Raw genomic sequence first — 26,463 nt, forward strand, 5'->3', positions numbered from 1 at the left:
CGACCCCGTGACCGCCGACGACGTCAAGTTCTCGCTCGACACGCTGAAGAGCCCGCAGGCCGCGCCGCAGTTCGCATCGCTTTTCAGCGAGATCAAGGGCGCGGTCGTAGTCGATCCGGCCACGGTGCGCTTCGAGTTTCGCGAGCGTAATCGCGAGTTGCCGCTGCTCGCCGGCAGCATGCCGGTGTTCTCCCGCAAGTGGGGGCTGAAGCCCGACGGCAGCCGCATTCCGTTCGATCAGCTCGCGTTCGAAAAGCCGATCGGCAGCGGGCCGTATGTGATCGACAGTTTCGACAACGGCCGCACGATCACGTTTAAGCGCGACCCGAACTACTGGGGCGCCGCTCTGCCGGTGCGCGTCGGCATGAACAATTTCGATCGCATCGTCTACAAGCTGTACGCGGATAGCACCGCGCGGCTGGAGGCGTTCAAGGCCGGCGAGTACGATGCACTGGTCGAATACATCGCGCGCAACTGGGTGCGGCGCGACGTCGGCAAAAGGTTCGACAGTGGCGAGTTGATCAAGCGCGAGTTTCCGCAGCACAACGGCACCGGGATGCAAGGCTTTTTCCTGAACACGCGCCGGCCGCTGTTCCAGGACGTGCGGGTGCGCAAGGCGCTCGATCTCGCGCTCGATTTTCAATGGCTGAACCGCCAGTTGTTTTTCAGCCAGTACACGCGCATCGATAGCTATTTCGCCAACACCGAATGGCAGGCGAAGGGACCGCCGTCACCCGGCGAGCTGGCGCTGCTCGAGCCGTTTCGCTCGCAGCTCGACCCGGCGGTATTCGGGCCGCTGTCGAAGCAGCCCGATACCGATCCGCCCGGCTCGCTGCGCGCGAATCTGCTGGCGGCGCGCGATCTGCTTCAGCAGGCCGGCTGGACCTATCGCGACGGCGCGCTGCGCAACGCCAACGGCGAGCCGTTCCAGTTCGAGATACTCGACGACGCGGGTTCGGCCTCGTCGATGGAGCCGATCATCGCGACATTCACGCGCAATCTGCAGAAGCTCGGCATTACAGTGAACTTCCGCACCACCGACTTCGCGGTGTATCAGAAGCGGCTCGACGCATTCGATTTCGACGTGACGACGATTCGGATGCCGGACGTGCAGGTGCCCGGCTCCGAGCAGATCACCCGCTTCGGCAGCAAGGCCGCCGATACCCCCGGCTCGGACAACGCGATCGGCCTGAAGTCACCGGCCGTCGACGCGGTGTTGAACGCGCTCGTGCACGCGCAAACGCGCGAGCAACTGACCGACGCCGCGCACGCGCTCGACCGTCTGCTGATGCATGGCTACTATGTGGTGCCGCACTGGTACAGCGGCACGCATCGCGTCGCGTACAAGCGCGGGCTCGCGTGGCCGAAGACTTTGCCGCTGTACTATGGCGCGGAGGGCTGGATCACGACGATGTGGTGGTACGAAGATCCGCAGGCGCACGCGCACACGGCCAGCGCCGACTGATCCGCAGAGCCGTCGCCCCCAACCAACGCGTTCGCACTGGAACACCGCCTATGTGGAGCTACATCCTCAAACGCCTGCTGCTGATGATCCCGACGCTGCTCGGCGTGCTGACGCTGACCTTCGTCGTGATCCAGTTCGTGCCGGGCGGTCCCGTCGAGCAGATGCAGCACGAGCTGCGCAAGGGCGCGGAGGGCGCCTCGCCGTTCGGGCTGCGCTCGCATAGCGGCGTCGACGCGCAGCAGATCGCGCAACTGAAGCAGCTTTACGGTTTCGACAAGCCGCCGCTCGAACGCTACGGGCTGATGCTCAAGCGCTTCGCGACCTTCGATCTCGGGCAGAGCTATTTCCGGCATCAGAGCGTGTGGTCGCTGATCGTGTCGAAGCTGCCGGTGTCGATCAGCATCGGCCTATGGACCTTCTTTCTCACTTATCTGATATCGGTGCCGCTCGGCATCGCGAAGGCGGTGCGCAACGGCTCGCACTTCGATATCGCGACGAGCCTCGTCGTGCTGGTCGGCTACGCCATTCCGGGCTTCGTGCTGGGCGTGCTGCTGCTCGTGCTGTTCGGCGGCGGCACGTTCCTGCAGCTGTTTCCGCTGCGCAACCTCACGTCCGACAACTGGGACCAGCTGAGCCTCGTCGGCAAGGTGCTCGACTATCTGTGGCATATCACGTTGCCGATCACGGCGTCGGTAGTGGGCAGCTTCGCGGTCGTCACGATGCTGACGAAAAACGCGTTCCTCGACGAGATCCGCAAGCAGTACGTGCTGACCGCGCGCGCCAAAGGTTTGTCCGAGCGGCGCGTGTTGTGGAAGCACGTGTTTCGCAATGCGCTGCTGCCGCTGATCGTCAATTTCCCGGGTGCGTTCATCGGCGCATTTTTCACCGGCAGCCTGCTGATCGAAACGCTGTTTTCGCTCGACGGGCTCGGCTTGCTGTCGTACGAATCGGTGATGCGGCGCGACTATCCGGTCGTGCTCGGCACGCTGTATCTGTTCACGCTGATCGGCCTCGTCACGCGGCTGATCTCCGACCTTTGTTACGTGTGGGTCGATCCCCGCATCCAATTCGAACAACTGGAGCGCTGATGAATCGAGCCCGCCTTTCCGCCGATGCTGCGGCGCGCACCGAACCCGCGCAGGCACTGATGTCGCCGTCACCGGCGCGTCGCGTGTGGCACCGGTTTCGCCAGCAGCGTCTCGGCTACTGGAGCCTGATCATCTTCGTGGTCGCGTTCGCGGCGAGCCTAGTGGGGCCGCTGTGGTCGAACGACAAGCCGGTCGTCGTGCGCTACGACGGCCATCTGTATTTCCCGCTCGTGAAGACCTACGCCGAGACCACCTTCGGTGGCGACTTCCCGACGCCGACCGATTTTCTCGATCCGTACATCCGTCACCGCTTCGATGCGCCGGGCAACTTCGCGTTGTATCCGCCGAATCATTACTACTACGACACGCTCAACTACTTCTCGAAGGCGCCCAACCCGGCGCCGCCGTCGCGCGAAAACTGGCTCGGCACCGACGACCGCGGCCGCGATCTGTTCGCGCGTCTACTGTATGGCTTCGGCGTGTCGGTCGTGTTCGGCCTCGTGCTGACCGTGATCAGCACGATAGTCGGCATCGTCGCGGGGGCGGTGCAAGGTTACTTCGGGGGGCGAACGGATATCGTCGGGCAGCGGTTGATCGAAGTCTGGAACGCGATGCCGCAGCTCTATTTGCTGATCATCTTTTCATCGATCTTCGAGCGCAGCTTCGCGCTGCTGATCGTGCTGCTGTCGCTGTTCAACTGGATCGGCCTGTCCGATTACGTGCGCGCCGAATTCCTGCGCAATCGCCAGCAGGACTATGTGCGCGCCGCTCGCGCGATGGGCCTGTCGCATTGGCAGATCATGTGGCGTCACGTGTTGCCGAACAGTCTGACGCCGGTCATCACGTTCCTGCCGTTCAGCATGAGCAGCGCGATTCTCGCGTTGACGAGTCTCGACTTCCTCGGCCTCGGCGTGCCGCCGCCGACGCCGAGCCTCGGCGAGCTCCTTGCTCAGGGCAAGGCGAATCTCGACGCGTGGTGGATCTCGGTGTCGACCTTCGGCGTGCTGGTGACGATGCTGCTGCTGCTGACCTTCATGGGCGACGCGCTGCGCAACGCGCTCGACACCCGTATCTCCGATGCGATACACGCCGGAGGTGGCCAATGAGCGCGCTGCCGCGAATCGATCGGGAAGCGCCGGATACGCCGCTGCTCGAACTCGACCATCTGCGCGTTGCGTTCGGCGACACGGTGGCCGTCGACGACGTCACGCTCGCGATCGCGCGCGGCGAGCGCGTCGCGCTCGTCGGCGAGTCGGGCTCGGGCAAGAGCGTGACCGCGCTGTCGGTGCTGCGCCTGCTGAACGACGCGCAGGTGAGCGGCGCAATCCGCTTCGGTGGCGAAGACCTGCTCGCAAAGAGCGAGCGCTCGATGCGCAGGCTGCGCGGCTCGGACATCGCGATGATCTTCCAGGAGCCGATGACCGCGCTCAACCCGCTGTATACGATCGGCGACCAGATTGCCGAGACGATCGTCGTGCATGACGGCGTCAGCGTGGCCGAGGCGTGCCGGCGGGCGGTCGCGTTGCTTGCGCGCACCGGCATCACTGAACCGGAGAAGCGCGTCAACAGCTATCCGCATCAGCTGTCGGGCGGCCAGCGGCAGCGCGCGATGATCGCGATGGCGCTCGCCTGCCGGCCGCGCCTGTTGCTCGCCGACGAGCCGACCACCGCGCTCGATGTGACGATTCGCGCGCAGATCGTCGAACTGCTGCTGGAGTTGCAGCGCGACGAAGCGCAAAAGCGCGGCATGGCCGTGCTGCTGATCACGCACGACCTGAACCTGGTGCGTCACTTTGCGCAGCGCGTCGCGGTGATGGAGCGGGGCGTGCTGGTCGAAACCGGCACGGTCGAGCAGGTGTTCGAGGCACCGCGCCATCCGTATACCCAGCGGCTGCTCGCGAGTCGGCCGCAGCGCGAGGTCGCGCCGGTGCTGCCGATCTCGCCGGTGCTGCTCGAAGCGCGCGACGTGTCGGTCGACTTCAAAACGAAGCTGCCGGGCCTGCGCGGCTGGTTCGGCGCGGGGCGGTTTCGCGCGGTCGACGCGGCGAACGTGTCGGTACGCCAGGGCGAGACGCTTGGAATCGTCGGCGAATCGGGGTCGGGCAAGTCGACGCTCGCGATGGCGCTGCTCGGTCTGCAGCGCACCGCGCACGGCGAGATCCAGTTTCAGGGCAGGGCGCTCGCGAGCTATCGCGGCGCCGAAAAGACCGCGCTGCGCTCGAATATGCAGGTTGTTTTTCAAGATCCTTTTAGTTCGCTTTCACCGCGGCAGACGATCGAGCGGATCGTCGGCGAGGGGCTCGCGCTGCATCGGCCGCAGATGAGCCCGCAGGCGCGGCGCGACAAGGTGGTCGGGGTGCTGCGTGAAGTCGGCATCGACCGTACCGCGCTGTATCGCTATCCGCATGAGTTTTCGGGCGGGCAGCGGCAGCGCATCGCAATCGCGCGCGCGCTGGTACTCGAGCCGCGCGTGCTGATCCTCGACGAACCGACCAGCGCGCTCGACGTGTCTATTCAACAGCAGGTGCTCAAGCTGCTCACCGGTTTGCAGCACAAGTACAACCTCGGCTTCGTGTTCATCAGCCACGACCTGGAGGTAATCGGGGCGATGGCGCACCGCGTCGTGGTGATGCAAAACGGATCAATCGTCGAGACCGGCGATGTCGAGAAAATTTTTGCGGCACCCGCGCATCCTTACACTCGAAAGCTGCTGAAAGCGGCACTTGATCGTTGATTTTTCACCCTTTCACCAATTGAGTGCGTATCTCGATTGATTTTTTCTATTCCTTTTGACACGCAAATACTTACTGGCTAGTATCGACCAAACTTTTTCGTAGACGACTGATTTTTTTGCAAAAACTACCGACCAATGCAGCACAGAAACTTCACCCAGGCTTGCACGCGCGTCGTCGCCGGGATGTTCATTGGCGTCTTGATGGCAGCAGCTCCCGGCGCATTCGCCGATGAAGTAAGCGGTTTTAATCAGAATGCCTCGTATCCGACCACCAACGGCTCGGATCCTCTCTCCCTCCTCGCTCCCCAACCCAAGGCTGCTAGCACCGAAAGCAGCGGCGCCAAATCATTCTTTTCCGGCATGGCCGGCAAAGCGGGCGACGTGGTGGTCGGCGCGTTGAACATGATCGGCGTTCGCTACCGTTGGGGCGGCAATACGCCGGATTCTGGGCTGGATTGCAGCGGTTTCGTGCGCTACGTGTTCCAGGACACGCTCGGCCTCGCGTTGCCGCGCCGCGCCGAGGAAATGAGCCGGATGGGCGAGAAGGTGCGCGTCAGCGACCTGAAGCCGGGCGATCTGGTGTTCTTCAATACGATGCGCCGCACGTTCTCGCACGTCGGCATCTATATCGGCGACAACAAGTTCGTGCACTCGCCGTCCACCGGCAGCACGATCCGCGTCGACGACATGGATGACGGCTACTGGGAAAAGCGCTTCACGGGTGCGCGTCGGATCGAGACCTCGTATCAGGCCGACGATCTGCGCAAGCGCGTGACCGCGACGATCGGCGGGAATAACTGATTCCGCGCTGAGCCCAGCGATAAAAAAGCCTGCTTCGTTCGAAGCAGGCTTTTTGCGTTTGATACGTGCTGTTGCCCCTGGTGGGGCACAGCGACTGTGCGCCACCAGGCGTTCAGGCTCCCATGCGCCGCGCGGCGAGCTTGCGCTGCAATTCCGGCATCATCTTCGCGACCGCTTCCTCGCCGGCGAGGATCGCCGCATTGCGCTGCGAGAAATCGCTGCCGCTCATCGCCGCGAGATTCGGCCGGATCACCACATCGGCGTACTTGTCGAGCTCATAGGCCTTGATCGTCTGGCCCATGATCGTGAAGGTCTGCATCAGCACGTCGAACGAACTCGTGGTGAGGCCGGTCTCCGGTCGCTGCGAAATATCGACGGCGATGACGAAATCCGCGCCCATCTTGCGCGCGAACGACGCCGGTACCGGGCTCACGAGACCCCCATCCACATACTCGTGGCCGCCGATCTTCACCGGCTCGAAAATCGACGGCACGCTGCACGACGCGCGCACGGCGGTGCCGGTGTTGCCGCGCTGGAACAGGATCGGCTGGCCGGTTTGCAGATCTGTCGCGACTACGCCGAGGGGCCTCGCCATCTTCTCGATCGGGCGGTTGTTCAGCGTCGTGTTCAGGTAGTTCTGAAGCGCGACGCCCTGCAGGAAGCCGCGGGTACGAAACGGCATCGCCCAGTCGCTTATCGACGCTTCGTCCATCGACAGCGCGAGCTTGTTGAGCGCGAAGCCGTTCATGCCCGACGCGTACAGCGCGCCGACCACCGAGCCAGCGCTCGTGCCGGCGATCAGGTCGATCTGGATATTGCGGGCCTCGAGCGCCTTGATCACGCCGATGTGCGCAAAGCCGCGCGCAGCGCCGCCGCCGAGAGCGAGCGCGACGCGAACTGGTTTCTGTTGCGCTTTTTCAGGCGGCGCAACGGGGGGCGTCGCGGTGATCGGCGCTCCATTGAGTTTGCCGTTGGTCGTGGTGCAGGCGGCAAGCACCGCGGAGGCTGCCGCTAGCGAAAAGCTGCGGCGGCTCAAACTGGGGGATAAGGGTTTCAACGAGTTCTCCAGCAACGGCGCGGGCGACGCAGGCGGCGTCGCGCGTACCGCGATCAGGCTGAGGTCAGGCCAGGCGGATCGCCGGCGGCGATTTCGCGCGCTGGAGAGCGTCCCGTTCCTATCGGATCGATGTGCGGGGGCAAGCCCTTATATCAGCGCGCGCACATCTTAATGCAAACGATCGGCGCGCGCGGTCCGCTGTAATGAAACGTTGCAGAGGAAGTATTCGGAACTGGGGCCGCGTCTTTGCAAGATCGGTGGGGCGAGCGCTGGGAAGGTGCCTGCGCAGGTGTCCGGACGCCGTTCGCTCATACGCCTTAGGCCTTTCGGACGAGGGCGGCAACCCGCGTGCGGAAGGTATAATTCGCCTCTTGCACCTATTTCACTCGTGGCCGTGCGTGACATCGCGCGCAGCATGGGCACGCTTCGCTGCCGCGTTTCGCAGTCATGTTCGCTCGAGCGCCGGCGCCTGTTTTCCGAGTAACCGCTAATGATCACCTCCGTTCGTACCCGTTTCGCACCGAGTCCCACTGGCTTCATCCACCTGGGCAACATCCGCTCCGCGCTGTATCCGTGGGCGTTCGCGCGCAAGATGAAAGGGACCTTCGTGCTGCGGGTCGAGGACACCGACGTCGAGCGCTCCACGACCGAATCCGTCGACGCGATTCTCGAGGGCATGGCATGGCTCGGTCTCGATTTCGACGAAGGCCCGTTTTACCAGATGCAGCGCATGGACCGTTACCGCGAAGTGCTGAGGCAGATGCAGGACGCGGGGCTCGTCTACCCGTGCTACATGTCGACCGAAGAACTCGACGCGCTGCGCGAGCGTCAGCGCGAAGCGGGCGAAAAGCCGCGCTACGACGGAACGTGGCGCCCGGAGCCGGGCAAGGTCCTGCCGCAGCCGCCCGCGGGCGTGACGCCGGTGCTGCGCTTTCGTAATCCGCTGACCGGCGTGGTCGCGTGGGACGACGCGGTGAAAGGGCGCATCGAAATCTCGAACGAAGAACTCGACGATCTCGTGATCGCCCGTCCGGACGGCACGCCGACGTATAACTTCTGCGTCGTCGTCGACGATCTCGACATGCGCATCACTCACGTGATCCGCGGCGACGATCACGTCAACAATACGCCGCGGCAGATCAACATTCTGCGCGCGCTCGGCGGCGAGCCGCCGGTGTATGCACACCTGCCGACCGTGCTGAACGAGCAGGGCGAGAAGATGAGCAAGCGCCACGGCGCGATGAGCGTAATGGGTTACCGCGATGCAGGGTATCTGCCGGAAGCGGTCGTCAACTATCTGGCGCGCCTCGGCTGGTCGCATGGCGACGCGGAGATTTTCACGCGCGAGCAGTTCGTCGAGTGGTTCGATCTCGAGCACCTCGGCAAGTCGCCGGCGCAGTACGACCATGACAAGCTGAACTGGCTCAACGCGCACTACATCAAGGAAGCCGACAACGCACGACTCGCCGAACTGGCGAAACCGTTCTTCGCCGAGCTCGGCATCGAGGAAGCCTCGCTCGCGCAAGGTCCGGATTTGACGGGCGTGGTGGGCCTGATGAAGGATCGTGCGTCGACCGTGAAGGAGATCGCGCAGAATGCCGCGATGTTCTATCGCACGCCGGCGCCCGATGCCGAGTCGCTCACCCAGCACGTGACCGACGCGGTTCGCCCGGCGCTCGCTGATCTGGCCGCTGCACTGAAGACGGTCGAATGGACCAAGGAGGCGATCGCCGCCGCATTGAAGGCTACGCTCGGCGCGCACAAGCTGAAGATGCCGCAGCTCGCGATGCCGGTGCGTTTGGTGGTGGCAGGTACGACGCATACGCCGTCGATCGATAGCGTGCTGATGCTGTTCGGTCGCGACGTCGTCGTTGGCCGTATCGAAAAAGCGCTTGGCTGATCGACTGCGGGCGTGCGTGACAGGTGTCTCGCACGCCTTCGGAAAAAATCGCATGTAATTGCTCAAAGGGTATTTACAAACCGCAGGTCGCCCTCTAGAATCTCGTTTCTCTGATGTGCGCGGGGGTATAGCTCAGCTGGGAGAGCGCTTGCATGGCATGCAAGAGGTCAGCGGTTCGATCCCGCTTACCTCCACCAACACAGCAGAGAGAAGTTAAAGTGGTGACGAAGTCTGAAACTTGTAGAAAAAAAGACTTCACAAATCGCTGAAACGTAGTTAAAATAGCGGTCTTCGCAGTTGACGATAAACAGCTTTACGGATTAACTGAAAAGTTAGAGCGGGTTGAATAAGTCGAAAGCGAGTTAAGACGGATCTGAAAAGATTTTGTCCCCTTCGTCTAGAGGCCTAGGACATCACCCTTTCACGGTGAGTACAGGGGTTCGAATCCCCTAGGGGACGCCAAACATCAGCGTCGCTTTAGTATTCGAGTAGTAGTAAAGCAGCGCAGCTTGCAGAGAATTAACCGACGCTCGCAAGCAAGGTGTAAAGACTGGAGTGGTAGTTCAGTCGGTTAGAATACCGGCCTGTCACGCCGGGGGTCGCGGGTTCGAGTCCCGTCCACTCCGCCAGACAAAGCCCGTTCATACATACCTGAACGGGCTTTTTCATTAAAGGTGTAAGCAGTACGTTGTCCCCTTCGTCTAGAGGCCTAGGACATCACCCTTTCACGGTGAGTACAGGGGTTCGAATCCCCTAGGGGACGCCAGAACATCGGCGTCGTTCGGTTGGAAGTTTGAACGGTGCAGCAGACTGAGGGCATGGCTCGCAGGCTGCGATGCAAAATCTGGAGCGGTAGTTCAGTTGGTTAGAATACCGGCCTGTCACGCCGGGGGTCGCGGGTTCGAGTCCCGTCCGCTCCGCCAGATTTTGAGAAAGCCCACTTCGCAAGAAGTGGGCTTTTTTATTTCTACTGTCCGCTGCCAGACGCCTCCCGGAAGGCTCGGGACAAACAGCCATTGCCAGCGCGCGCGGCCTGTTTTACCGTTGATCCGACTCATCCTCGCGGTCCCGCCATGTTCGATCCCACCGAAGCCCCGTCACCGTTTCATCTGCGCACGGCAAGCATGGAAGATTTCGAGTTTGCCGAGGCGCTGACCCGCAACAACATGGGCGGCTATTATCGCCGGCATCATCTGGTGTGGCGCAGCGATCTGTTTCTCGGCAGTTGGCGGGAATCGGAGAATTTCATTCTCGAAGTGGATGGCGTGCCGATGGGCGTGCTGCGTATCACCGAGGAAGGTGATTCGCTGCATATCCGCGACGTGCAGATTGCCGAAGGATATCGGAGGCTCGGCGCCGGTACGTTTCTTCTCGACATCTCGCATCAATGGGCGCGCGAGCGCGGGTTGCGCGAGTTGCAGTTGCGCGTCTTCGTCGATAATCCGGCGGCGCGGCTCTATCAGCGCAAGGGCTATAAGCTCGCCGGGCCGCGGCTCGCGCAGCTAGGTGCAATCCGTCATCTGGCGCGGCGGGTTTGAGGCCTGGTCTGCGTGGATCGCCGACACCCATCGCCAGGTATCGTCATTCACCGCTCGGCAACATCAGCCGAACCGGCTTGATCCTGTGCCGTTTCATCATCCGCTTGCGCGTCATCATGCTCGCCGTTGCTCGCGCGATGCTCGGCGCCTCGCTCGATAAACGCGCGTGGACTCGCGCCGAACGCGCGCCGGAACATCGCGGAGAAGGCGCTTTGGCTCTGATAGCCCAATTCCTGCGCGACATGCGACAGCGGCCGCCCCTGGCTCAACAATGGAATGGCGCGCGCGAGAATCGCCTGCTGACGCCACTGCGAAAAACTCACCCCCAGTTCCTGACGAAACAGCCGCGCGATCGTGCGCGTGCTCGCGCCGACCGTCGATGCCCACTGTTCGAGCGACTCGCCATGCATCGGGTCGGCGATCACAGCCTCGCACAGCGCGCGCAGGCGCTTTTCGCTGGGCATCGGCACGGACAGCGGCAATGGTTCGGAGCGCGTCAGTTCATCGAGAGCGAGCGCGCCGAGCAGTTGCTCGCGCGCGGCGGACAGGCCGGGCGTATCGAGCGCGGCAATCACCTCGCGCAACAGGTTCGATACTTCGACGACGCGCGGCGTATCGAGCCCGGCCGGCACCGTACTCTCGGTGATGTACAGCGTGCGCAGGAACGCATCCTCGACGGCGACCACTTCGTGGGTGACATGCGGCGGCAACCAGATCGCGCGCGATGGCGGCACCATCCACGTGGTACCCGTTGTCGCGACGCGCAGCACGCCGCGCGACGCATACGCGACCTGCGCCCATGCATGCGTATGACGCGCGATATGCCAGCCCGCCGGCATGGGCCGCGAACGCACGCGGATCGGATGCGTGTCGTTCGGCGCGAACTCGGGCGGTATGTCGGCGAAACGCACGCGGCTCAACGGGTTGGACTCGGCGGACGAGGGCATGGCAAGGTCGGTTCGGATAATGGAGCCGGCAAGGGCGAAGCTCAGTCGAGGCCATTCACCGGCGCGGGCTGTAAGCATTGTAGATCGTGCCTGGTTGCTGATGCCGTCGAGCCACCGTTGCATAATGTCCCGATGGCCGCCGAGCCACCAACATCACCCCTGACCACGGAGACTCAACGACGATGCAGACCGTCTTTGTCTACGGCACACTGCGTGCCGGTGAAACCAACGACATCAGCGAAGCCGCCGCGCGCAACGACCTCCCCGCGCCGAGCCTGCTCGGCAGCACCACGGTGCGCGGCCATCTGTTCGATTTTGGCGACTATCCGGGTCTCGTCGTCGACGAAGGGGGCGTCGACGTGGTCGGCGACGTCTATGAAATCGACGATGCGCTCGTCGCGGTGCTCGACGAAATCGAAGCCGTATATCCGGGCGTCGACGACCGTTTTCTGGCCCGCGAGGTGATGGTCAAGGTAGACGGCAACGTCGTGAACTGCCGCTTCTATCCGGTCGCGCCGAACGCGGTAAAAGGGCTGCCCGAAATCCGTTCGGGAGATTGGGTCAAACATCGGCGCACGCGCTGAGCCGGTGCACGCCAGCGGCCAACAAAACGGCGCGCCATGTATGTCCGCGGCGCGCCGTCATTCAAGCAGAAGGGATCAACGGGCGCGAGCCGGTCCAACGCGCCCGAGCCCGCATCATCGACACCATCAAATCTCTTCGTAAAGCGGCAGCGTCAGAAAATCGGTGAACTGCTCCGCGGTCGACATCTGCTCGAAGATCTGCGCGGCGCGCTCATACGGCTTCGTATCTCCACCCACCGTCTGTTTGACCTTGTCGAGTTCCTGTCCCGCGAGCTCGCGCACCAGTTCGACCGTCACCTTGCGGCCGTCATCGAGTTTGCCCTTCGGCGAGCGGATCCACTACCACACCTGCGAGCGCGAAATCTCCGCGGTGGCGGCATCTTCCATCAGATTGTGAATCGGCACACAGCCATTGCCCGCGAGCCACGAACCGAGATAGTGGATGCCGACATTGATGTTGTTGCGCAAGCCCGCTTCGGTGATCGGCGTCTCCGGGCGGAAGTCGAGCAGATCGGTCGCGGTCACGAGCACGTCGACGCGCTGCTTGTCGATCTGATTCGGCCGGTCGCCGAGCACCTTGACGAACTCTTCCATCGCGACCGGCACGAGACCCGGATGCGCGACCCAGCCGCCGTCGTAGCCATCGCCCGCGTCGCGCGCCTTGTCCGAGCGCACGCCGGCCATGGCCTTTTCGTTGGCGGCCGCATCGTTCTTGATCGGAATCAGCGCGCTCATGCCGCCGATCGCCGGCGCGTTGCGGCGGTGGCAGGTCTTCAGCAACAGCAGCGCATACGCGCGCATGAACGGCGAGGTCATCGTGATCTGCGAGCGATCGGCGAGGCAGAAGTCGCGGTCGCTCTTGAACTTCTTGATCGCGGAGAAGATGTAGTCCCAGCGGCCCGCGTTCAGGCCCGAGCTATGTTCGCGCAGCTCGTACAGGATTTCGTCCATTTCGAACGCGGCGACGATCGTCTCGATCAGCACCGTCGCGCGAATCGTGCCACGCGGCACGCCGAGCGCTTCCTGCGCGGCGACGAAGATGTCGTTCCACAGCCGCGCCTCGAGATGGCTCTCCATCTTCGGCAGATAGAAGTACGGACCCGAGCCGCGCGCGATCAGCTCCTTCGCGTTGTGCACCATGTACAGCGCAAAATCGAAGATGCCACCCGACACGCGCTTGCCATCGACCTTCACGTGCTTCTCGTCGAGATGCCAGCCGCGCGGACGCACGATCAACGTCGCGGTCTTGTCGTTGAGCCGGTACGACTTGCCGTTCTGTTCGAGCGAAATCGTGCGGCGCACCGCGTCCTTCAGATTGATGTGACCGGTGATCTGATTGTCCCAGCTCGGCGCATTCGAATCCTCGAAGTCGGTCATGTAGGAGTCCGCGCCCGAATTGAGCGCGTTGATGATCATCTTGCGCTCGACGGGCCCGGTGATCTCGACGCGCCGGCACTGCAGATCCTGCGGCAGCGGCGCGATCTTCCAGTCGCCTTCGCGCACGCTCTTCGTGGCGGCGAGGAAGTCGGGGCGCTCGCCCGCGTCGAGCCGCTTCGCACGTTCGACGCGCGCCTGCAGCAACTGCTGACGGCGCGGCTCGAACGTGCGGTGCAAGGCCGCGACGAGTTCCAGCGCTTCGCGGGTGAGGATCGCTTCAAAGCCGGGCTTGATGTCGCCGGTGATTTCCATGCCTTGCGGCATCGACAGCGGATTAGCCATGTTTTCTCCTTGGTCGGTCAGATTGCAGAAAGTGCGAAGGTTGAAAAGGGGAGTGGGTTCCCGAAAGCGAGGGGCGCCGTCATACGCGCGGGCTGGCGCGCTTGCGGCCGCCACTGCCATGAGTTCCGGGACGGCCGCCAGTCGAGCGCGACGCCGTCGGGAGCGTTTGCAGAAAGCCCAGCAGATCGTTCATCCCGCCGCCGGTGCCATGCGGCGTCACGCCGAGCTCTTCGACGGGCAGGTTCTGCCGGTTCAGCCAGAACGTCGTGAAGCCGAACCACGTCGCGCCTGCGACGTCCCAGCCGTTCGACGACACGAACACGATCTCGCGCGCCGCCACGCCAAACGCATCGGGGCCGAGCGCATACGCGGCGGGAGAGGGTTTGTACGCGCGCACCGCATCGACCGACAGCACGTGATCGAAGAGAGCGCTCATGCCGGCGCTCTTGACCGCGATGTCGAGCATTTGCGGATTGCCATTGGACAGGATCGCGAGCCCGGGTCCGAGCCCGACATGCGGCACGGCGGCGGGCTCGCGCAACGCGCGCAGCACCGGCACGGCGTCGGGAAACGTGGACAGACACGCGTATTCGTCCATCAGACGCTTTTCGGCCGAGCGGCCGAGCGTGAGCTGCAGTCTTTTCGCGGCGAAGCGCAGTGCGTCGAGCGTGATGTCCCAGAACGGGCGGTAGTGTTCGCCGGGGGCGTCGCTGCGCGCGGCGAGCGTGCGCAGTTGCGTGTATTCGATCTGCTTCTGGCGCCACAGCTGCGACAGCGCGTCGCCGTGTCCGGGGAATAGTTGTTCCGCGGCGGCGATCACCGAATGCACGTCGAACAACGTGCCGTAGGCGTCGAAAATCACTGCTCGCGGTGAAGCTGTCGTTGTGGCCGACATTGCCATGCGCTCCTGTCAGAGGTCGGGATCGATTGTATTGGTGACGTTAGGTACTAAAAAATAGGCTAAAGATCACTTGATCTTTTACTTTCATATACCTAATCTCACACACAACCCTCACTTTTGCGCCGACTTAATTGCTTTCGCGGCGCGTATCGTTCATGGACCGTTTCAAGCAGATCGAGACCTTCGCCACCGTCGCGGCCAAAGGCAGCCTGTCCGCGGCGGCGCTCGCCGAGGGCGTCGCGCCCGCGATCATCGGCCGGCGCATCGACGCGCTCGAGGAGCGCCTCGGCGTCAAGCTCCTGGTGCGCACGACGCGCAAGATCACGCTCACCTTCGAAGGCTCGGCCTTTCTTGAAGACTGCCAGCGCATCCTTCACGACATGCAGAACGCCGAGGCGAGCGTGTCGGCGGGCGGTGTGAAGGCGAGCGGCCATTTGCGGCTGTCGGCGCCGGCCGGCTTCGGACGCCGGCACGTGGCGCCGCTGGTGCCCGCATTCACGGTCGCGCATCCGGACGTGTCGATCACGCTCGATCTGTCCGATCGTCTCGTCGATCTCGTCAACGAAGGCTTCGATTGCGCGGTGCGGCTCGGCGAGTTGCCCGATTCGTCGCTGGTGTCGCTGAAGCTGGCCGAAAACCGCCGCGTGTGCGTCGCGTCGCCCGCGTATCTGAACCGGCGCGGCGCGCCGCACAGCCTCGCCGAGCTCGCGCGCCACAACTGCCTCGCGCTCGGCGCGAGCGCGAACCAGCAGCGCGGCTGGATGTTCCAGCACGACGGCAAGGTCGTGTCGATCAAGGTGTCCGGCACGATGGAATGCTCGGACGGCGCGGTGCTGCACGAATGGTGTCTCGCCGGACACGGGCTCGCGTGGCGCTCGTGGTGGGAGGTCGGCGCGGACCTCGCGGCGGGGCGCCTCGTCACGGTGCTCGACGAATTCGCCGCGCCGCCGATCGGCATCCACGCGGTGTTCCCGCAGCGCCGTCATCTGCCGCTGCGAGTGCGGCTGTTTCTGGACTTTCTCAAGCATACGTACGGCGAACCCGGTTACTGGGACTGACCCGCCAATCCCCAGACGGTCGCAATTACTCGCATTCATACGCATTACAATCGTTTCGGGCAGCCTGCACCCTGGGCTTTGTTGGACGCTGACCCCGTGCTGCGCGCAGCCGGCGACGGAGGGCATCATGTTCAGGCACATCCTGGTTCCGACCGATGGTTCAGATCTTTCACGCAAAGCGATAGCGGGCGCGATCGATCTCGCGCAGGCCGTGGGCGCCCGCGTGACCGCGTACGCATGTCTGCCGCAGTATCCGTATTCGCCGTTCTCCGATGTCGCGATCGAACCACCAGGCGAGTTCCTGCAACGCAGCGAGCGCGAAGCGCGCGTGCATCTGCGCGAAGTCGAGCATGCGGCGCACCGCGTCGGCGTCCACGTCGAGAGCCGCACGAGCGTGCATCCGGCGCCGTATCTCGGCATCATCGAAGCGGCCGAGCAGGGCGGCTGTGATGTGATCTTCATGGCGTCGCATGGGCGGCGTGGGCTCGGAAGCCTGTTGATCGGCAGTGAAACGCAGCGGGTGCTCACGCATACGAAAATTCCTGTGATCGTCTATCGCTGAATCGCTTTGCACCGCCGGCAGCGTGCCGGCATGCGCGGCCTTCGAAAAAAAACGCGCCGGCGGCGAAGCCGGCGCGTTCAGGTTCGCCGCACGCCTGCCGCGTGCTGGCTTCTCTCAGACCCCGGCCGCTGGCATGCGCACTAATGTTCCTGCCAATCTGGTACGGCGCGGTCCTCCCAGTGTCGGCGGCACTCTGACGTTGCCCCTCGACATTTGCCAATCGTTGCTGCGTTCAGGCCACGGGATTGCGTGACCCGACCGGCTCATCTCAGGCGACCTTCTTGTCGAAGAACTGCTCGTTTTCCGTCGAACCATGCAACGCGGTCGTCGATGCTTCGCGCTCGACCGTCTGCGTGACGGCGTCGAAGTAGCCGGTGCCGACTTCGCGCTGGTGCTTGACCGCAGTGAAGCCCTTTTCGGCCGCCGCGAACTCCGCCTGCTGCATTTCGACGAACGCGGTCATCTGGTTGCGCGCATAGCCGTACGCGAGGTTGAACATCGAGTAGTTCAGCGCGTGGAAGCCGGCCAGCGTGATGAACTGGAACTTGTAGCCCATTGCGCCGAGCTCGCGCTGAAACTTCGCGATCGTTGCGTCGTCGAGGTTCTTCTTCCAGTTGAACGACGGCGAGCAGTTGTACGACAGCAGCTGGTCCGGGTACTCCTTGTGGATCGCGTCGGCGAATTTCTTCGCGAACTCGAGGTCCGGCTTGCCGGTTTCGCACCAGATCATGTCGGCGTACGGCGCATACGCGAGGCCGCGCGAGATTGCCTGCTCGAGGCCCGGCTTCGTACGATAGAAGCCTTCGACGGTGCGCTCGCCGGTCAGGAACGGGCGGTCGTTGTCGTCGACGTCCGATGTCACGAGGTCGGCGGCTTCCGCGTCGGTGCGGGCGAGCAGCACGGTCGGCACGCCCGAGACGTCGGCGGCCAGACGTGCGGCGGTCAGCTTCGCGACGGCTTCGCGGGTCGGCACGAGCACCTTGCCGCCCATGTGGCCGCACTTCTTGACCGAGGCGAGCTGGTCTTCGAAGTGCACGCCCGACGCGCCCGCTTCGATCATCGCCTTCATCAGTTCGAACGCGTTCAGCACGCCGCCGAAACCGGCTTCCGCGTCGGCCACGATCGGCGCGAAGTAATCGACGTAGCCTTCATCGCCCGGGTTCTTGCCTTCCGACCACTGGATCTGGTCGGCACGCGTCAGCGTGTTGTTGATGCGCTTGACGACGAGCGGCACCGAGTTGGCCGGATACAGCGATTGGTCCGGGTACATTTCACCAGCGACGTTGGCATCGCCCGCGACCTGCCAGCCCGACAGATAGATTGCCTTCAGACCGGCCTTCACCTGCTGCATCGCCTGGTTGCCCGTCAACGCGCCGAGCGAGTTCACGAACGGCTCGCTGTTCACTGCGGCCCACAGCTTTTCGGCGCCGCGCTTCGCGAGCGTGTGCTCGGGTTGCACCGAGCCGCGCAGACGCACCACGTCTTCAGCCGAGTAGGTGCGCTTGACACCCTTCCAACGCGGGTCCGTTTCCCATTGCTGCTTGAGTTGCTGCACTTGCTGTTCGCGGGTCATTGTCATGATGTGCTCCTTCGATGCCAGTTATGGAGGATGGGTGACTCTGTCTTCTCGAAGCGCCGGGCCCTGAGAGGGCGCTGTGGTTCGTGAAGTCTTATATAAGAGTCTAGGCAAATCGATGGACGCGCAATAGACACCGCAAAGCGTTTTTCCAATATTTATTTTTACGTTAAATCAATGGCTTGAATGTCGCATTTCGCGATGAGAAACGATATTTTCCCTGTTGCAACAGTCGTTCTTGTGCCTTGCAGCATGATTTTTTACGACGCAAAAAATTTTTCCACATCGCGAAATTTGGGGCGGGCAGCGGACAGGTGAAAAAAAACCGGCGCCTGAGCGCCGGTTTTCTGCTGTTCTCACGGACGGCGCGAAGCCGTCCGGTCAGTCTTGTGCGTAGCTATCAGCTGCCGCGACGTGCCGAACGGGGACCGTCGTTGCGGCGCGCGCCGTAGCCGTCACGCGAACCGTAACTGTCACGCGAACCACCGCCGAAGCCTTCGCGCGAGCCATAGCCGTCACGCGAACCGCCGTGGCTTTCGCGCGAGCCGTAGCCGTCACGCGAACCGCCGGCCGACTTGTTGCCCCAGCCGCCGCCGTTGCCATTGCCGTTCCCGTTGCGCGAGCCGCCGTAGCCGCCCGGCTTGCCCGAGCCGCTGCCGAAGCGACGGCCGTTACCGCCCGGACGGCCGCGGCCACCGAAGCCAGGACGGCCGTTGCCCGAAGGCGGCGCCTTGCGCGGCTCGAAGCCTTCGACGACGTTGACCGGCAGCGGCGTGCGCACGAAGCGCTCGATGCGCTTCAACGCGCCCTGTTCGGCGTGATGCACGAGGCTCACCGCGATACCCGAGCGACCCGCGCGGCCGGTACGGCCGATACGGTGCACGTAGTCTTCGGCGAACTTCGGCAGGTCGTAGTTGAACACGTGCGTGATGCCCGGGATGTCGATACCGCGAGCGGCGACGTCGGTCGCAACCAGCACGCGCACGCGGCGCTCGCGCAGCGCGCGGATCGTGCGGTTACGCGCCCCTTGCGGCAGGTCGCCGTGCAGCGCAGCCGATTCGAAACCGGCGTCGGCCAGACGGCCCGCCAGTTGGTCTGCGTCCATCTTGGTTGCCGTGAAGACGATCGCCTGGTCGAGGCCGGAGTCGCGCAGCAGATGGTCCAGCAGACGGTCCTTGTGATCGCGGTCGTCGACGTAATGGACGGTTTGCGCGATGTTGGTGCGCTGCTCCATGCGCTGGACGATTTCGATACGCTCCGGGTCCTTCAACAGACGGCCGGTCAGCGAGCCGATCTTGCCGTCGAGCGTGGCCGAGAACAGCATGGTCTGACGGGTAGCCGGCGTTTCGGCGACGATCGTGTCGATGTCGTCGATGAAGCCCATGTCGAGCATGCGGTCGGCTTCGTCGAGCACGAGGATCTGCAGTTGCGACAGATCGATGCGGCCGCGCTCGAGGTGGTCGATCAGACGGCCCGGCGTCGCAACGAGGATTTCAGGGTTCTTCGCGAGCAGCATCAGTTGTTGGCCATAAGCGACGCCGCCCAGAATGCTGACGGTGCGCAGGCGCTTCAGGTGCTTGCCGTACGTGGCGGCGGCGGTCGTGACCTGCATCGCGAGTTCGCGGGTCGGGGTCAGCACCAGCATGGTCGGACGCGCGACCGGCTGCGGACGGCGGCCGCGGCCACCGTCGGCCGGACGCGGTTCGCGCGGCTGGCTCGCCTGGGCCTTTTGCAGCTGCGCGAAACGCTCGATGGCGGGCAGCATGAAGGCGGCGGTCTTGCCCGAACCGGTCGGGCTCGAAACCAGCAGATCGCGGCCGGCGATACCAGCCGGCACCGCGCGTTGCTGCACCGGCGTCGGGTGCTCGTAGCCAGCGGCGGTCAGCGCGGAGACGACTTCCGCGGACAGGCCGAGCGACGCGAAGCTCGGCTTGGTGTCAGCTTGCGCGGCGGCTGCGGGAGCGGCGGGCGCGAGACCAAGTGCTTCGTCGGCGATGGCGTTCAACGGGCTGCTGGGGGTGTTGCTCAAAGTCATGTGAATCCTTGAAAACGATCCTGGGTGGTTCATCGGATGAAAACGTCAACGCCAATCGGCATACCCAAGTCGTCGGATTCAGCGAGCAAAAAAGCAGCGAGCAAATCGAAAAACGGGGGCAACTCGCGACAATGAAGGCGAGTTTTTCGTTAGAAGCTGTATCGGATGCGACGTGCCAACATGGCGAGCCGCCAGCCTGGGACTTGAGCCCGTAGGGGGCTAGGCAGAAGGGGACAGGTTCTAAACTGGATTGGAGCAAACGCTATGGGACGCTGCGCCGCGAGGACCGCTGGAAAAACGGCCAAAGCAGTGAAGCGCAGGCGGCATTATAGCGAACTTTGCTGCACTGCGCCACCATTCAGGCAAATCCGACAGAAAAAAGTGCCGGAATGCAGTAGGGACGTGAGGGCGATGGCCCGGAGCCTCGCGTCCGGAACCCCGCGAGGCCGTGGCGGGGTTCCCATACGGCCATTTCCACAGATGATTGGCGCGCCGGAAACTCAGGCCGCCGCGCCGCTCTTCAGCGATTCGACGAGCTCGACATATTGCTGCTTCGCAGCGTCCTGCGCGGTGCCCTTGAGCGCCGCCCAAGCTTCGTACTTGTATTTGCCGACGAGGTCGGTGAAGCCCGGCTTGTCGCCGTGCACGTCGCCCTCGCTCGCCTGCTTGAAGAGTGCATAGAGACGCAGCAGCGTCAGATTGCCCGGGCGCTCGGGCAGCTGCTTGACGTCCTGCTGGGCTTGTTCGAACTGGGAGTTGATATCGGTCATGGTGGTTTGGCCTGCGTCGCGGGATAGATGAGATCGGCCGAAAATCATAACAATTGCCTGACGCAACGGGGCCGAGGGCTTATTCCAAACTGGGCGGCTGCGAAGCGGGGCAGCAAGGCCGCGCAAACCACCATTCACGCGCACCGTGCCGATTACAATACGGTCCATGACTCAAACAGTGCTCCTAGCCCTCGATACCTCGACTGAATTCTGTTCGGCGGCGCTCGTGTCCGCGTCCGTCGATGCCGCCGGTCAGCCCAGCGCCGAACCGCGCGTCTGGGTTCGTCACGAACAAACCGGCGCGGTGTCCAGTACCCGCCTGCTGCCGGCGATCCGCGAACTGTTCGACGAAGCCGGCCTCACGTTGGCGGACTGCGACGCGATCGCGTTCGGCTCGGGCCCGGGTTCGTTCACCGGACTGCGTACGGCGACCGGCGTCGCCCAAGGCCTCGCGTTCGGCCTGGACCTGCCGGTCGTGCCGATTGGCACGCTGCTCGCGTGCGCGGAGAGCGCCCGCCTGCATGATCCGTCGACGACGCGCGTGCTCGCCGCGCTCGACGCGCGCATGGGCGAAATCTACTGGGCCGACTACGCGTGGGACGACGCGCAACACGAATGGCGCACCGTGCAGACGGCGTCGCTCGATGCGCCTGAGCGGATCGTGCTGCCCGACGGGCCGTTCACGCTTGCCGGCAATGCGGCCGCCGCGTTCGGCGAGCGATTGCCGGCGGTCGCGGCCGCGCGAAGCGTCGATGGCGAAGCGTTGCCGCATGCGTTGCCGCTGGCGTACGCGGCGCTGCGCGCGTTCCATGCGGGTCGCACGGTACCCGCCGATCGGGCTGCGCCCGAGTACGTGCGCGACAAGGTCGCGCAGACGACCGCCGAGCGCATGGCCGACAAGGCGGCGAAATCAGCCAAAGCGGCTCACAACGCCGGGCAGTCCGCGCAGAGCGCGCCCGACAGCGCGTCCGGCCAGCCGTCCCACGACGAGGCGCGCCCATGAGCGGTGTGCTGCTCACGGACCGCTACATGTCGCCGATGACCGAAAGCGACCTGGATGAAGTCGCCGCGATCGAGAAGCTTGCGTATGAGTTTCCGTGGAGTCGCGGCAACTTCGGCGACTCGCTGCGCAACGGCTATTTCGGCGTCTGTCTGCGCCACGTGACGGGCACTTTGATCGGCTATTGCGTGCTGATGCCGGTCGTCGATGAAATGCATCTGCTGAATCTGTGCGTGGCACCCCAAGCTCAAGGCGCGGGCGCGGGCCTCGCGCTGCTGCGCGAGGCGGTGCGCATCACGCACGCGGAGAAGCTCGAGGGGCTGCTGCTCGAAGTGCGGCCGTCGAATCATCGGGCGATCCGTTTGTACGAGCGCTTTGGCTTCGCATCGATCGGCCGGCGCAAAAATTATTATCCGGCGCGGCATCGCGCCCGGGAGGACGCGATCGTGATGCGTCTGTCGTTTGCCACGGAGGGCGAAGATGGCGCTGCATGAATCGGTGCTCGAAGAATTTGGACTCGCGCCGTTGTGGGTGCGTCGCGGACTCGCCGGGCGCGAGCCGGAGGCCGGGCAGGGTGATGCGTCGCAGTCGATACCGGCAGACGCAGACGACGAGCGACGCGCGGAGCCGGCGCCGCAGACCTCGCGGGAACCGTTGCGCGCATCGGCCGACGCGCAGCCGCAACAAGCGCCGAGTGAACCCGCACCGCGCTTCGACGAAACCGCCGCACGCCGCGAGACATCACAACCGCAACCGGACTTTTCAGCGCCGCCGACTTTCGACGCCCCACCCGACGACGACTTCGCGTGGTTCGACGATCCCACCGCATCGGCCCCCGCACCCGCCGAAGCACGCCGCGACGCGCCCGCGCTGCCGGCTATCCACACGCTCGACTGGGACGCGCTCGCCGAGCGCGTCGCTGGATGCGAGGCCTGCCGGCTGTGCGAGAAACGCACGAACACGGTGTTCGGCGTCGGAGATCGCGAGGCCGACTGGATGCTGATCGGCGAAGCGCCCGGCGAGAACGAGGACCGTCAAGGCGAACCGTTCGTCGGCCAGGCCGGCAAGCTGCTCGACAACATGCTGCATTCGCTCGCGCTCGCGCGCGGCACCAACGTGTATATCGCGAACGTGATCAAGTGCCGGCCGCCCGGCAACCGGAATCCGCAGCCGGACGAGGTCGCCCGTTGCGAACCTTATCTGCAGCGTCAGGTGTCGCTCGTGAAGCCGAAGCTGATCGTCGCGCTCGGCCGTTTCGCCGCGCAGAGTCTGCTGAAGACCGACGCGAGCATTTCGTCGCTGCGCGGCCGCGTGCATACGTACGAGGGCGTGCCGGTGATCGTCACCTATCATCCGGCCTATCTGCTGCGTAGCCTGCCCGACAAGGCCAAGGCATGGACGGACCTGTGCCTTGCGCGCGCCACGTGGCTGGCGAACGGCGGCGCGCCGTCGAACGAATCAAAGTGACGATCCCCGAGGGCCCGGCGGCGCGCATGCCCGCCGCGTCTATCAGCCACGCGGCGCTTCTCGATAGGTTGCTGGGATTGCGCGACTGTGCTTCAGTCGATGCACTGCGCGAACCCGCCGTCCGCGATCTCGCGTGGCTGCTGCTGAGTCCCGATCTGTTGCGCCCTCAGCCTCCCGCGGGCGCGCTCGCGGCTCCCTTCGATACACCGCAGGAATTGCAGGCCACGCTCGACTGGCTGCGCGCGCTCGACACCACGCCAGAATCTCTGCATCAGGATCTCGCGGCAACGCGCATCACGCGTCTTGGCCGCTACGCCGAACGCCTGCTGGGTTTTTTCCTTCGTCATGGGCCGGCGACGCAATTGATCGCAGCGGGTGTGCCGCTACGGCACGCCGGCCGCACGCTTGGTGAATGCGATTTCCTCGTGCGCACGCGCGAGGGCGCGCGACTGCATTGGGAACTCGCGGTGAAGTGCTATCTGCATGCGGGCGATCCGAATAGGGCAGAGGCGGCGCATCTCGCCGATTACGTCGGCCCCAATCTGAAGGACCGCTTCGATCTGAAGCTCGCGCATCTGCTCGATCATCAGTTGCCGCTCAGCGCACGCGAGGAATTTGCATCGACGGGCTATGCAGGCACGTGGACGCCGCAGATGTTCGTCAAAGGCTGGCTGTTCTACCGGCATGGGGCCACGCCCACCGATCCTGCCGAACTCGATCCCGCGCATGGCCGCGGCTGGTGGATTACGCATCGCGACTGGCCGGCTTTCGAGTGCGCGCACACGCATAGGTGGCGGGTGTTGCCGCGGCTCGAATGGCTTGCGCCGGAGTATCGAATGCAAGCCGGCGCGCACGATTCGTGCTATGTCGACGCAAACACGCTCGCCGCTCAAATCTCACCGCAACACGGCCCGACGATGGTCGCCGGATTCATCGAAGACGATACGGGACATCTGCTCGAACGCTCGCGCGGCTTTATCGTGCCCGACGACTGGCCCGAGCACGCGCGGCGTTACGCGAAGCAATAGCGTCGCTTACCACCACCGATGAAAGTGATGCACCGGCCCCACGCCGTGGCCGACGTCGAGCCGCTCGCTCGCCTGCAACGCGCCGGTCAGATAAACCTTCGCATCGGCCACGGCGCTAGCGAGATCGTCGCGCTGCGGAATCAACGCCGCGATCGCCGACGACAACGTGCAGCCCGTTCCATGCGTGTTCTTCACCGGCACGCGCGGACCGCCGAGGCGCAGCGTGCCGCTTTCCTGCACGAGCCAGTCGGGGCTATCGGTCGCGCTCAGATGGCCGCCCTTCATCAGCACCGCGCGCGCGCCGAGCCCGCGCAACGCTTCGCCTTGCTCGACCATGCCGGCTTCGTCGGTGGCGGGCTGCGTGCCGAGCAGCGCGGCCGCTTCCGGCAGATTCGGCGTCAGCAGATCGGCGAGCGGCAGCAGTTCGTCGCGTACCACCGCGACCGCATCGGGCAGCAATAGTGCGTGATTGCTCTTCGAGATCATCACCGTGTCGAGCACGATGTGTTTGGGCCGGTGACGGCGCAGCGCGTCGGCAACCGCGCGCGCGATCGGCGCATTCGCGAGCATGCCGATCTTCACCGCGTCGATGCGGATGTCGTCGAACACCGCGTCGAGCTGCGCGGTGATGAAGCCAGGGTCCGGCGCGTGGATCGCGGTCACGCCGCGCGTGTTCTGCGCGGTCAGCGCGGTGATCACGCTCGCGCCATAGGCGCCGAGCGCGGAGAAGGCCTTCAGATCGGCCTGGATGCCAGCGCCGCCGCCGGAATCGGAGCCGGCGATCGTCAGCACATTGGGAATCGATTGAGTCATGGTCGAGCGAGGAAGAAGAAGGGCCCGCTCGTGCGTGTCGCGGCCGGCCCGGCGCGGTTGATCAGTGCTTGGCTTCGCCGATCAGCGCGACCGAATCGAACGCGCGCTGGTTCGCCTGATGGCGCCGCATCACGAGCCACATCATCACGCACACGAAGGTGCCGAACAGCACGATCACGACGGTAACCGGCACGTCGAGCCAAACGAGCACCGCGTACAGGCACAGCATCACGAGCACGGACAGATTCTCGTTGAAGTTCTGCACGGCGATCGAATGGCCCGCCGACAGCAGCACGTGCCCGCGATGCTGCAGCAGCGCATTCATCGGCACGACGAAAAAGCCCGACAGGCCGCCCACGAACATCAGGAAGATATACGCGAAGATCAGATAGCCCGACACGTGCATGCGGCCAAAATAAATGCCCCAGTGCGGGGGAAACAGATCGCGCGTGTAGAACGCCATCAGCATCACGGAGATACCCATCATGATGCCGACCGGCAAGACCGACAGCGACTTCTTCAACGGCACGCGCGAAGCCGCAAAAATCGCGCCGCCCGCGACGCCGACTGCGACCACCGCCTGCAGGATTGCCGCCTCGGACAGCGACATGCCCAGCGACACCTCGGCCCATTTAAGCACGATGAATTGCAGCGTCGCACCCGCGCCCCAGAACAGCGTCGTCACAGCGAGAGAAATCTGTCCGAGCTTGTCACGCCACAGCACGAGAAAGCAGTCGGCGAAATCGGTGATCAGGCGGATCGGCCCGTGTTCCTGGCGCGGATAGCGCGCGCCGGTGTCGGGAATGCGCAGATTAAAGAGCGCGGCGACCACGTAAATGCCCATGATCACGAGCATCGCGGCTTCCGCGGGCGTGTTCACGGTGGGGACGTGCCATTTGAGAATCGGCGCGGCGATGTGCGGGCTGATCAGCGCGCCGCCGAGCACCGTGCCGAGAATGATCGAGCCGACCGTGGTGCCTTCGATCCAGCCGTTCGCGGCGACGAGCCGGTCAGGCGGCAACAGTTCGGTGAGAATGCCGTATTTGGCGGGCGAGTAGGCCGCCGCGCCGAAGCCGACGATGCCGTACGCAATCAGCGGATGCGCGCCGACCAGCATCGTGATGCAGCCGACCACCTTGATCGTATTGGTGATGAACATCACGCGTCCTTTCGGACGGGAGTCGGCGAATGCGCCGACGAAAGCGGCAAGAACGACGTACGACAGCACAAAAAACAGCTTGAGCAGCGGCGTCATCCAGTTCGGAGCGTGAAGATCTTTCAGCAGTGCGATAGCAGCGATCAGAAGCGCATTGTCGGCCAGCGACGAAAAAAACTGCGCGGCCATGATGGTGTAAAAGCCTTTTTTCATCTGATGCGATGCTGTCCTCGCTGCGGTCTGTCCGCCCCGGCCGTTTGTTAT

23 protein-coding genes, 5 tRNA genes and 1 pseudogene are annotated in these 26,463 nt (G+C 64.1%); 20 read left to right on the top strand and 9 right to left on the bottom strand.

Going from position 1 to position 26,463, the window contains the following annotated elements:
- The 5 genes from AB3X89_RS32255 to AB3X89_RS32275 form a co-directional block, all read left to right on the top strand.
- Positions 1–1,465 (top strand): extracellular solute-binding protein (locus AB3X89_RS32255; protein WP_368586879.1); only part of this gene is annotated, 1,465 nt, incomplete at its 5' end.
- A 50-nt stretch (positions 1,466–1,515) separates the two neighbouring features.
- Positions 1,516–2,553, top strand: coding sequence for a microcin C ABC transporter permease YejB (locus AB3X89_RS32260; protein WP_368586880.1), 1,038 nt, complete (start codon positions 1,516–1,518; stop codon positions 2,551–2,553).
- Complete coding sequence (locus AB3X89_RS32265) at positions 2,553–3,659, top strand: ABC transporter permease (RefSeq protein WP_368586881.1); 1,107 nt, start codon at positions 2,553–2,555, stop codon at positions 3,657–3,659. Before AB3X89_RS32260 ends, AB3X89_RS32265 begins: the two co-directional genes overlap by 1 nt.
- Complete coding sequence (locus AB3X89_RS32270; RefSeq protein WP_368586882.1) at positions 3,656–5,287, top strand: ABC transporter ATP-binding protein; 1,632 nt, start codon at positions 3,656–3,658, stop codon at positions 5,285–5,287. Before AB3X89_RS32265 ends, AB3X89_RS32270 begins: the two co-directional genes overlap by 4 nt.
- Before the next feature lie 135 nt (positions 5,288–5,422).
- Positions 5,423–6,088 (top strand): C40 family peptidase, encoded by a 666-nt coding sequence (locus AB3X89_RS32275; protein ID WP_368586883.1) that lies wholly within the window; start codon positions 5,423–5,425, stop codon positions 6,086–6,088.
- A gap of 112 nt (positions 6,089–6,200) precedes the next feature.
- Here the strand turns inward: AB3X89_RS32275 and AB3X89_RS32280 are convergent, their stop codons facing one another.
- Positions 6,201–7,145, bottom strand: a complete 945-nt coding sequence (locus AB3X89_RS32280) for a patatin-like phospholipase family protein (RefSeq protein ID WP_368586884.1) — start codon at positions 7,143–7,145, stop codon at positions 6,201–6,203.
- Positions 7,146–7,635: 490 nt separating this feature from the next.
- Here AB3X89_RS32280 and gltX point away from each other — a divergent pair, with 490 nt between their 5' ends.
- From gltX to AB3X89_RS32315, 7 genes are all read left to right on the top strand, one after another.
- A complete protein-coding gene (gene gltX / locus AB3X89_RS32285; protein ID WP_368586885.1) occupies positions 7,636–9,045 on the top strand; it encodes a glutamate--tRNA ligase in 1,410 nt (469 codons plus the stop codon).
- A 121-nt stretch (positions 9,046–9,166) separates the two neighbouring features.
- Positions 9,167–9,242 (top strand) — tRNA-Ala (locus AB3X89_RS32290).
- Between the two features lie 189 nt (positions 9,243–9,431).
- Positions 9,432–9,507, top strand: a tRNA-Glu gene (locus tag AB3X89_RS32295).
- Positions 9,508–9,597: 90 nt separating this feature from the next.
- Positions 9,598–9,674: transfer RNA gene (locus AB3X89_RS32300), tRNA-Asp, on the top strand.
- Positions 9,675–9,735: 61 nt separating this feature from the next.
- Positions 9,736–9,811: transfer RNA gene (locus tag AB3X89_RS32305), tRNA-Glu, on the top strand.
- 80 nt (positions 9,812–9,891) lie between these two features.
- A tRNA-Asp gene (locus tag AB3X89_RS32310) sits at positions 9,892–9,968 on the top strand.
- Between the two features lie 150 nt (positions 9,969–10,118).
- Positions 10,119–10,583 (top strand): GNAT family N-acetyltransferase, encoded by a 465-nt coding sequence (locus tag AB3X89_RS32315; protein ID WP_368586886.1) that lies wholly within the window; start codon positions 10,119–10,121, stop codon positions 10,581–10,583.
- Between the two features lie 47 nt (positions 10,584–10,630).
- Here the strand turns inward: AB3X89_RS32315 and AB3X89_RS32320 are convergent, their stop codons facing one another.
- A complete protein-coding gene (locus AB3X89_RS32320) occupies positions 10,631–11,530 on the bottom strand; it encodes a helix-turn-helix domain-containing protein (protein WP_368586887.1) in 900 nt (299 codons plus the stop codon).
- 182 nt (positions 11,531–11,712) lie between these two features.
- On the opposite strand from AB3X89_RS32320, the gene AB3X89_RS32325 reads away from it, so the two are divergent.
- Complete coding sequence (locus tag AB3X89_RS32325) at positions 11,713–12,114, top strand: gamma-glutamylcyclotransferase (RefSeq protein ID WP_368586888.1); 402 nt, start codon at positions 11,713–11,715, stop codon at positions 12,112–12,114.
- Between the two features lie 126 nt (positions 12,115–12,240).
- Here AB3X89_RS32325 and aceB read toward each other — a convergent pair.
- Together aceB and AB3X89_RS32335 are read right to left on the bottom strand one after the other, a co-directional pair.
- Positions 12,241–13,833: pseudogene (gene aceB / locus AB3X89_RS32330) on the bottom strand (malate synthase A).
- 79 nt (positions 13,834–13,912) lie between these two features.
- Complete coding sequence (locus tag AB3X89_RS32335; protein WP_368586889.1) at positions 13,913–14,728, bottom strand: haloacid dehalogenase type II; 816 nt, start codon at positions 14,726–14,728, stop codon at positions 13,913–13,915.
- Between the two features lie 161 nt (positions 14,729–14,889).
- Between AB3X89_RS32335 and AB3X89_RS32340 the strand changes: the two genes are divergently transcribed.
- Positions 14,890–15,792, top strand: coding sequence for a LysR family transcriptional regulator (locus AB3X89_RS32340; protein ID WP_176108262.1), 903 nt, complete (start codon positions 14,890–14,892; stop codon positions 15,790–15,792).
- 127 nt (positions 15,793–15,919) lie between these two features.
- On the top strand, positions 15,920–16,354 hold the full coding sequence (locus AB3X89_RS32345) for a universal stress protein (RefSeq protein ID WP_368586890.1): 435 nt from the start codon (positions 15,920–15,922) through the stop codon (positions 16,352–16,354).
- Positions 16,355–16,622: 268 nt separating this feature from the next.
- On the opposite strand, the gene aceA is transcribed toward AB3X89_RS32345, so the two are convergent.
- Together aceA and AB3X89_RS32355 are read right to left on the bottom strand one after the other, a co-directional pair.
- A complete protein-coding gene (gene aceA, locus AB3X89_RS32350; RefSeq protein ID WP_368586915.1) occupies positions 16,623–17,927 on the bottom strand; it encodes an isocitrate lyase in 1,305 nt (434 codons plus the stop codon).
- Positions 17,928–18,330: 403 nt separating this feature from the next.
- On the bottom strand, positions 18,331–19,965 hold the full coding sequence (locus AB3X89_RS32355) for a DEAD/DEAH box helicase (protein WP_368586891.1): 1,635 nt from the start codon (positions 19,963–19,965) through the stop codon (positions 18,331–18,333).
- 8 nt (positions 19,966–19,973) lie between these two features.
- On the opposite strand from AB3X89_RS32355, the gene AB3X89_RS32360 reads away from it, so the two are divergent.
- Complete coding sequence (locus tag AB3X89_RS32360) at positions 19,974–20,180, top strand: hypothetical protein (protein ID WP_152850989.1); 207 nt, start codon at positions 19,974–19,976, stop codon at positions 20,178–20,180.
- A gap of 285 nt (positions 20,181–20,465) precedes the next feature.
- On the opposite strand, the gene AB3X89_RS32365 is transcribed toward AB3X89_RS32360, so the two are convergent.
- The gene (locus tag AB3X89_RS32365; protein ID WP_368586892.1) at positions 20,466–20,735 is read right to left on the bottom strand and encodes an acyl-CoA-binding protein; all 270 of its coding nucleotides are present in this window, start codon (positions 20,733–20,735) and stop codon (positions 20,466–20,468) included.
- A 166-nt stretch (positions 20,736–20,901) separates the two neighbouring features.
- Here AB3X89_RS32365 and tsaB point away from each other — a divergent pair, with 166 nt between their 5' ends.
- The 4 genes from tsaB to AB3X89_RS32385 are packed head-to-tail and all read left to right on the top strand — an operon-like array spanning position 20,902 to position 24,230.
- Positions 20,902–21,738 carry a tRNA (adenosine(37)-N6)-threonylcarbamoyltransferase complex dimerization subunit type 1 TsaB gene (gene tsaB, locus AB3X89_RS32370; protein ID WP_368586893.1) on the top strand — a complete coding sequence of 279 codons (837 nt, stop codon included), beginning with the start codon at positions 20,902–20,904 and terminating at the stop codon, positions 21,736–21,738.
- Positions 21,735–22,229, top strand: coding sequence for a ribosomal protein S18-alanine N-acetyltransferase (gene rimI / locus AB3X89_RS32375; protein WP_368586894.1), 495 nt, complete (start codon positions 21,735–21,737; stop codon positions 22,227–22,229). The genes tsaB and rimI overlap by 4 nt, the downstream gene beginning before the upstream one ends.
- Positions 22,216–23,202 (top strand): uracil-DNA glycosylase family protein, encoded by a 987-nt coding sequence (locus tag AB3X89_RS32380; protein WP_368586895.1) that lies wholly within the window; start codon positions 22,216–22,218, stop codon positions 23,200–23,202. The genes rimI and AB3X89_RS32380 overlap by 14 nt, the downstream gene beginning before the upstream one ends.
- Positions 23,199–24,230 carry a DUF1853 family protein gene (locus tag AB3X89_RS32385; protein ID WP_368586896.1) on the top strand — a complete coding sequence of 344 codons (1,032 nt, stop codon included), beginning with the start codon at positions 23,199–23,201 and terminating at the stop codon, positions 24,228–24,230. Before AB3X89_RS32380 ends, AB3X89_RS32385 begins: the two co-directional genes overlap by 4 nt.
- A 6-nt stretch (positions 24,231–24,236) precedes the next feature.
- Here the strand turns inward: AB3X89_RS32385 and thiD are convergent, their stop codons facing one another.
- Both thiD and lplT read right to left on the bottom strand, forming a co-directional pair.
- Entirely contained in the window at positions 24,237–25,043 is an 807-nt protein-coding gene (thiD, locus tag AB3X89_RS32390; RefSeq protein WP_368586897.1) for a bifunctional hydroxymethylpyrimidine kinase/phosphomethylpyrimidine kinase, read from the bottom strand.
- A 61-nt stretch (positions 25,044–25,104) separates the two neighbouring features.
- Positions 25,105–26,412: a lysophospholipid transporter LplT gene (lplT, locus tag AB3X89_RS32395; protein WP_176108269.1), complete on the bottom strand. Its 1,308-nt coding sequence runs from the start codon at positions 26,410–26,412 to the stop codon at positions 25,105–25,107.
- Between the last annotated feature and the right edge of the window lie 51 nt (positions 26,413–26,463).

Origin of the sequence: Paraburkholderia sp. BR14320, assembly GCF_040948665.1 — a bacterium.
Classification (GTDB): Bacteria; Pseudomonadota; Gammaproteobacteria; order Burkholderiales; family Burkholderiaceae; genus Paraburkholderia; species Paraburkholderia youngii.

Bases quoted from the DNA above. Each gene is read 5' to 3' on its own strand.
- AB3X89_RS32265 (WP_368586881.1), top strand. From the start codon at position 2,553: ATGAATCGAGCCCGCCTTTCCGCCGATGCTGCGGCGCGCACCGAACCC.
- AB3X89_RS32380 (WP_368586895.1), top strand. From the start codon at position 22,216: ATGGCGCTGCATGAATCGGTGCTCGAAGAATTTGGACTCGCGCCGTTG.
- AB3X89_RS32365 (WP_368586892.1), bottom strand. From the start codon at position 20,735: ATGACCGATATCAACTCCCAGTTCGAACAAGCCCAGCAGGACGTCAAG.
- rimI (WP_368586894.1), top strand. From the start codon at position 21,735: ATGAGCGGTGTGCTGCTCACGGACCGCTACATGTCGCCGATGACCGAA.
- AB3X89_RS32325 (WP_368586888.1), top strand. From the start codon at position 11,713: ATGCAGACCGTCTTTGTCTACGGCACACTGCGTGCCGGTGAAACCAAC.
- tsaB (WP_368586893.1), top strand. From the start codon at position 20,902: ATGACTCAAACAGTGCTCCTAGCCCTCGATACCTCGACTGAATTCTGT.
- AB3X89_RS32260 (WP_368586880.1), top strand. From the start codon at position 1,516: ATGTGGAGCTACATCCTCAAACGCCTGCTGCTGATGATCCCGACGCTG.
- AB3X89_RS32270 (WP_368586882.1), top strand. From the start codon at position 3,656: ATGAGCGCGCTGCCGCGAATCGATCGGGAAGCGCCGGATACGCCGCTG.
- lplT (WP_176108269.1), bottom strand. From the start codon at position 26,412: ATGAAAAAAGGCTTTTACACCATCATGGCCGCGCAGTTTTTTTCGTCG.
- AB3X89_RS32345 (WP_368586890.1), top strand. From the start codon at position 15,920: ATGTTCAGGCACATCCTGGTTCCGACCGATGGTTCAGATCTTTCACGC.
- aceA (WP_368586915.1), bottom strand. From the start codon at position 17,927: ATGACCCGCGAACAGCAAGTGCAGCAACTCAAGCAGCAATGGGAAACG.
- AB3X89_RS32335 (WP_368586889.1), bottom strand. From the start codon at position 14,728: ATGTCGGCCACAACGACAGCTTCACCGCGAGCAGTGATTTTCGACGCC.
- gltX (WP_368586885.1), top strand. From the start codon at position 7,636: ATGATCACCTCCGTTCGTACCCGTTTCGCACCGAGTCCCACTGGCTTC.
- AB3X89_RS32275 (WP_368586883.1), top strand. From the start codon at position 5,423: ATGCAGCACAGAAACTTCACCCAGGCTTGCACGCGCGTCGTCGCCGGG.
- AB3X89_RS32320 (WP_368586887.1), bottom strand. From the start codon at position 11,530: ATGCCCTCGTCCGCCGAGTCCAACCCGTTGAGCCGCGTGCGTTTCGCC.
- AB3X89_RS32315 (WP_368586886.1), top strand. From the start codon at position 10,119: ATGTTCGATCCCACCGAAGCCCCGTCACCGTTTCATCTGCGCACGGCA.
- AB3X89_RS32355 (WP_368586891.1), bottom strand. From the start codon at position 19,965: ATGACTTTGAGCAACACCCCCAGCAGCCCGTTGAACGCCATCGCCGAC.
- AB3X89_RS32340 (WP_176108262.1), top strand. From the start codon at position 14,890: ATGGACCGTTTCAAGCAGATCGAGACCTTCGCCACCGTCGCGGCCAAA.
- thiD (WP_368586897.1), bottom strand. From the start codon at position 25,043: ATGACTCAATCGATTCCCAATGTGCTGACGATCGCCGGCTCCGATTCC.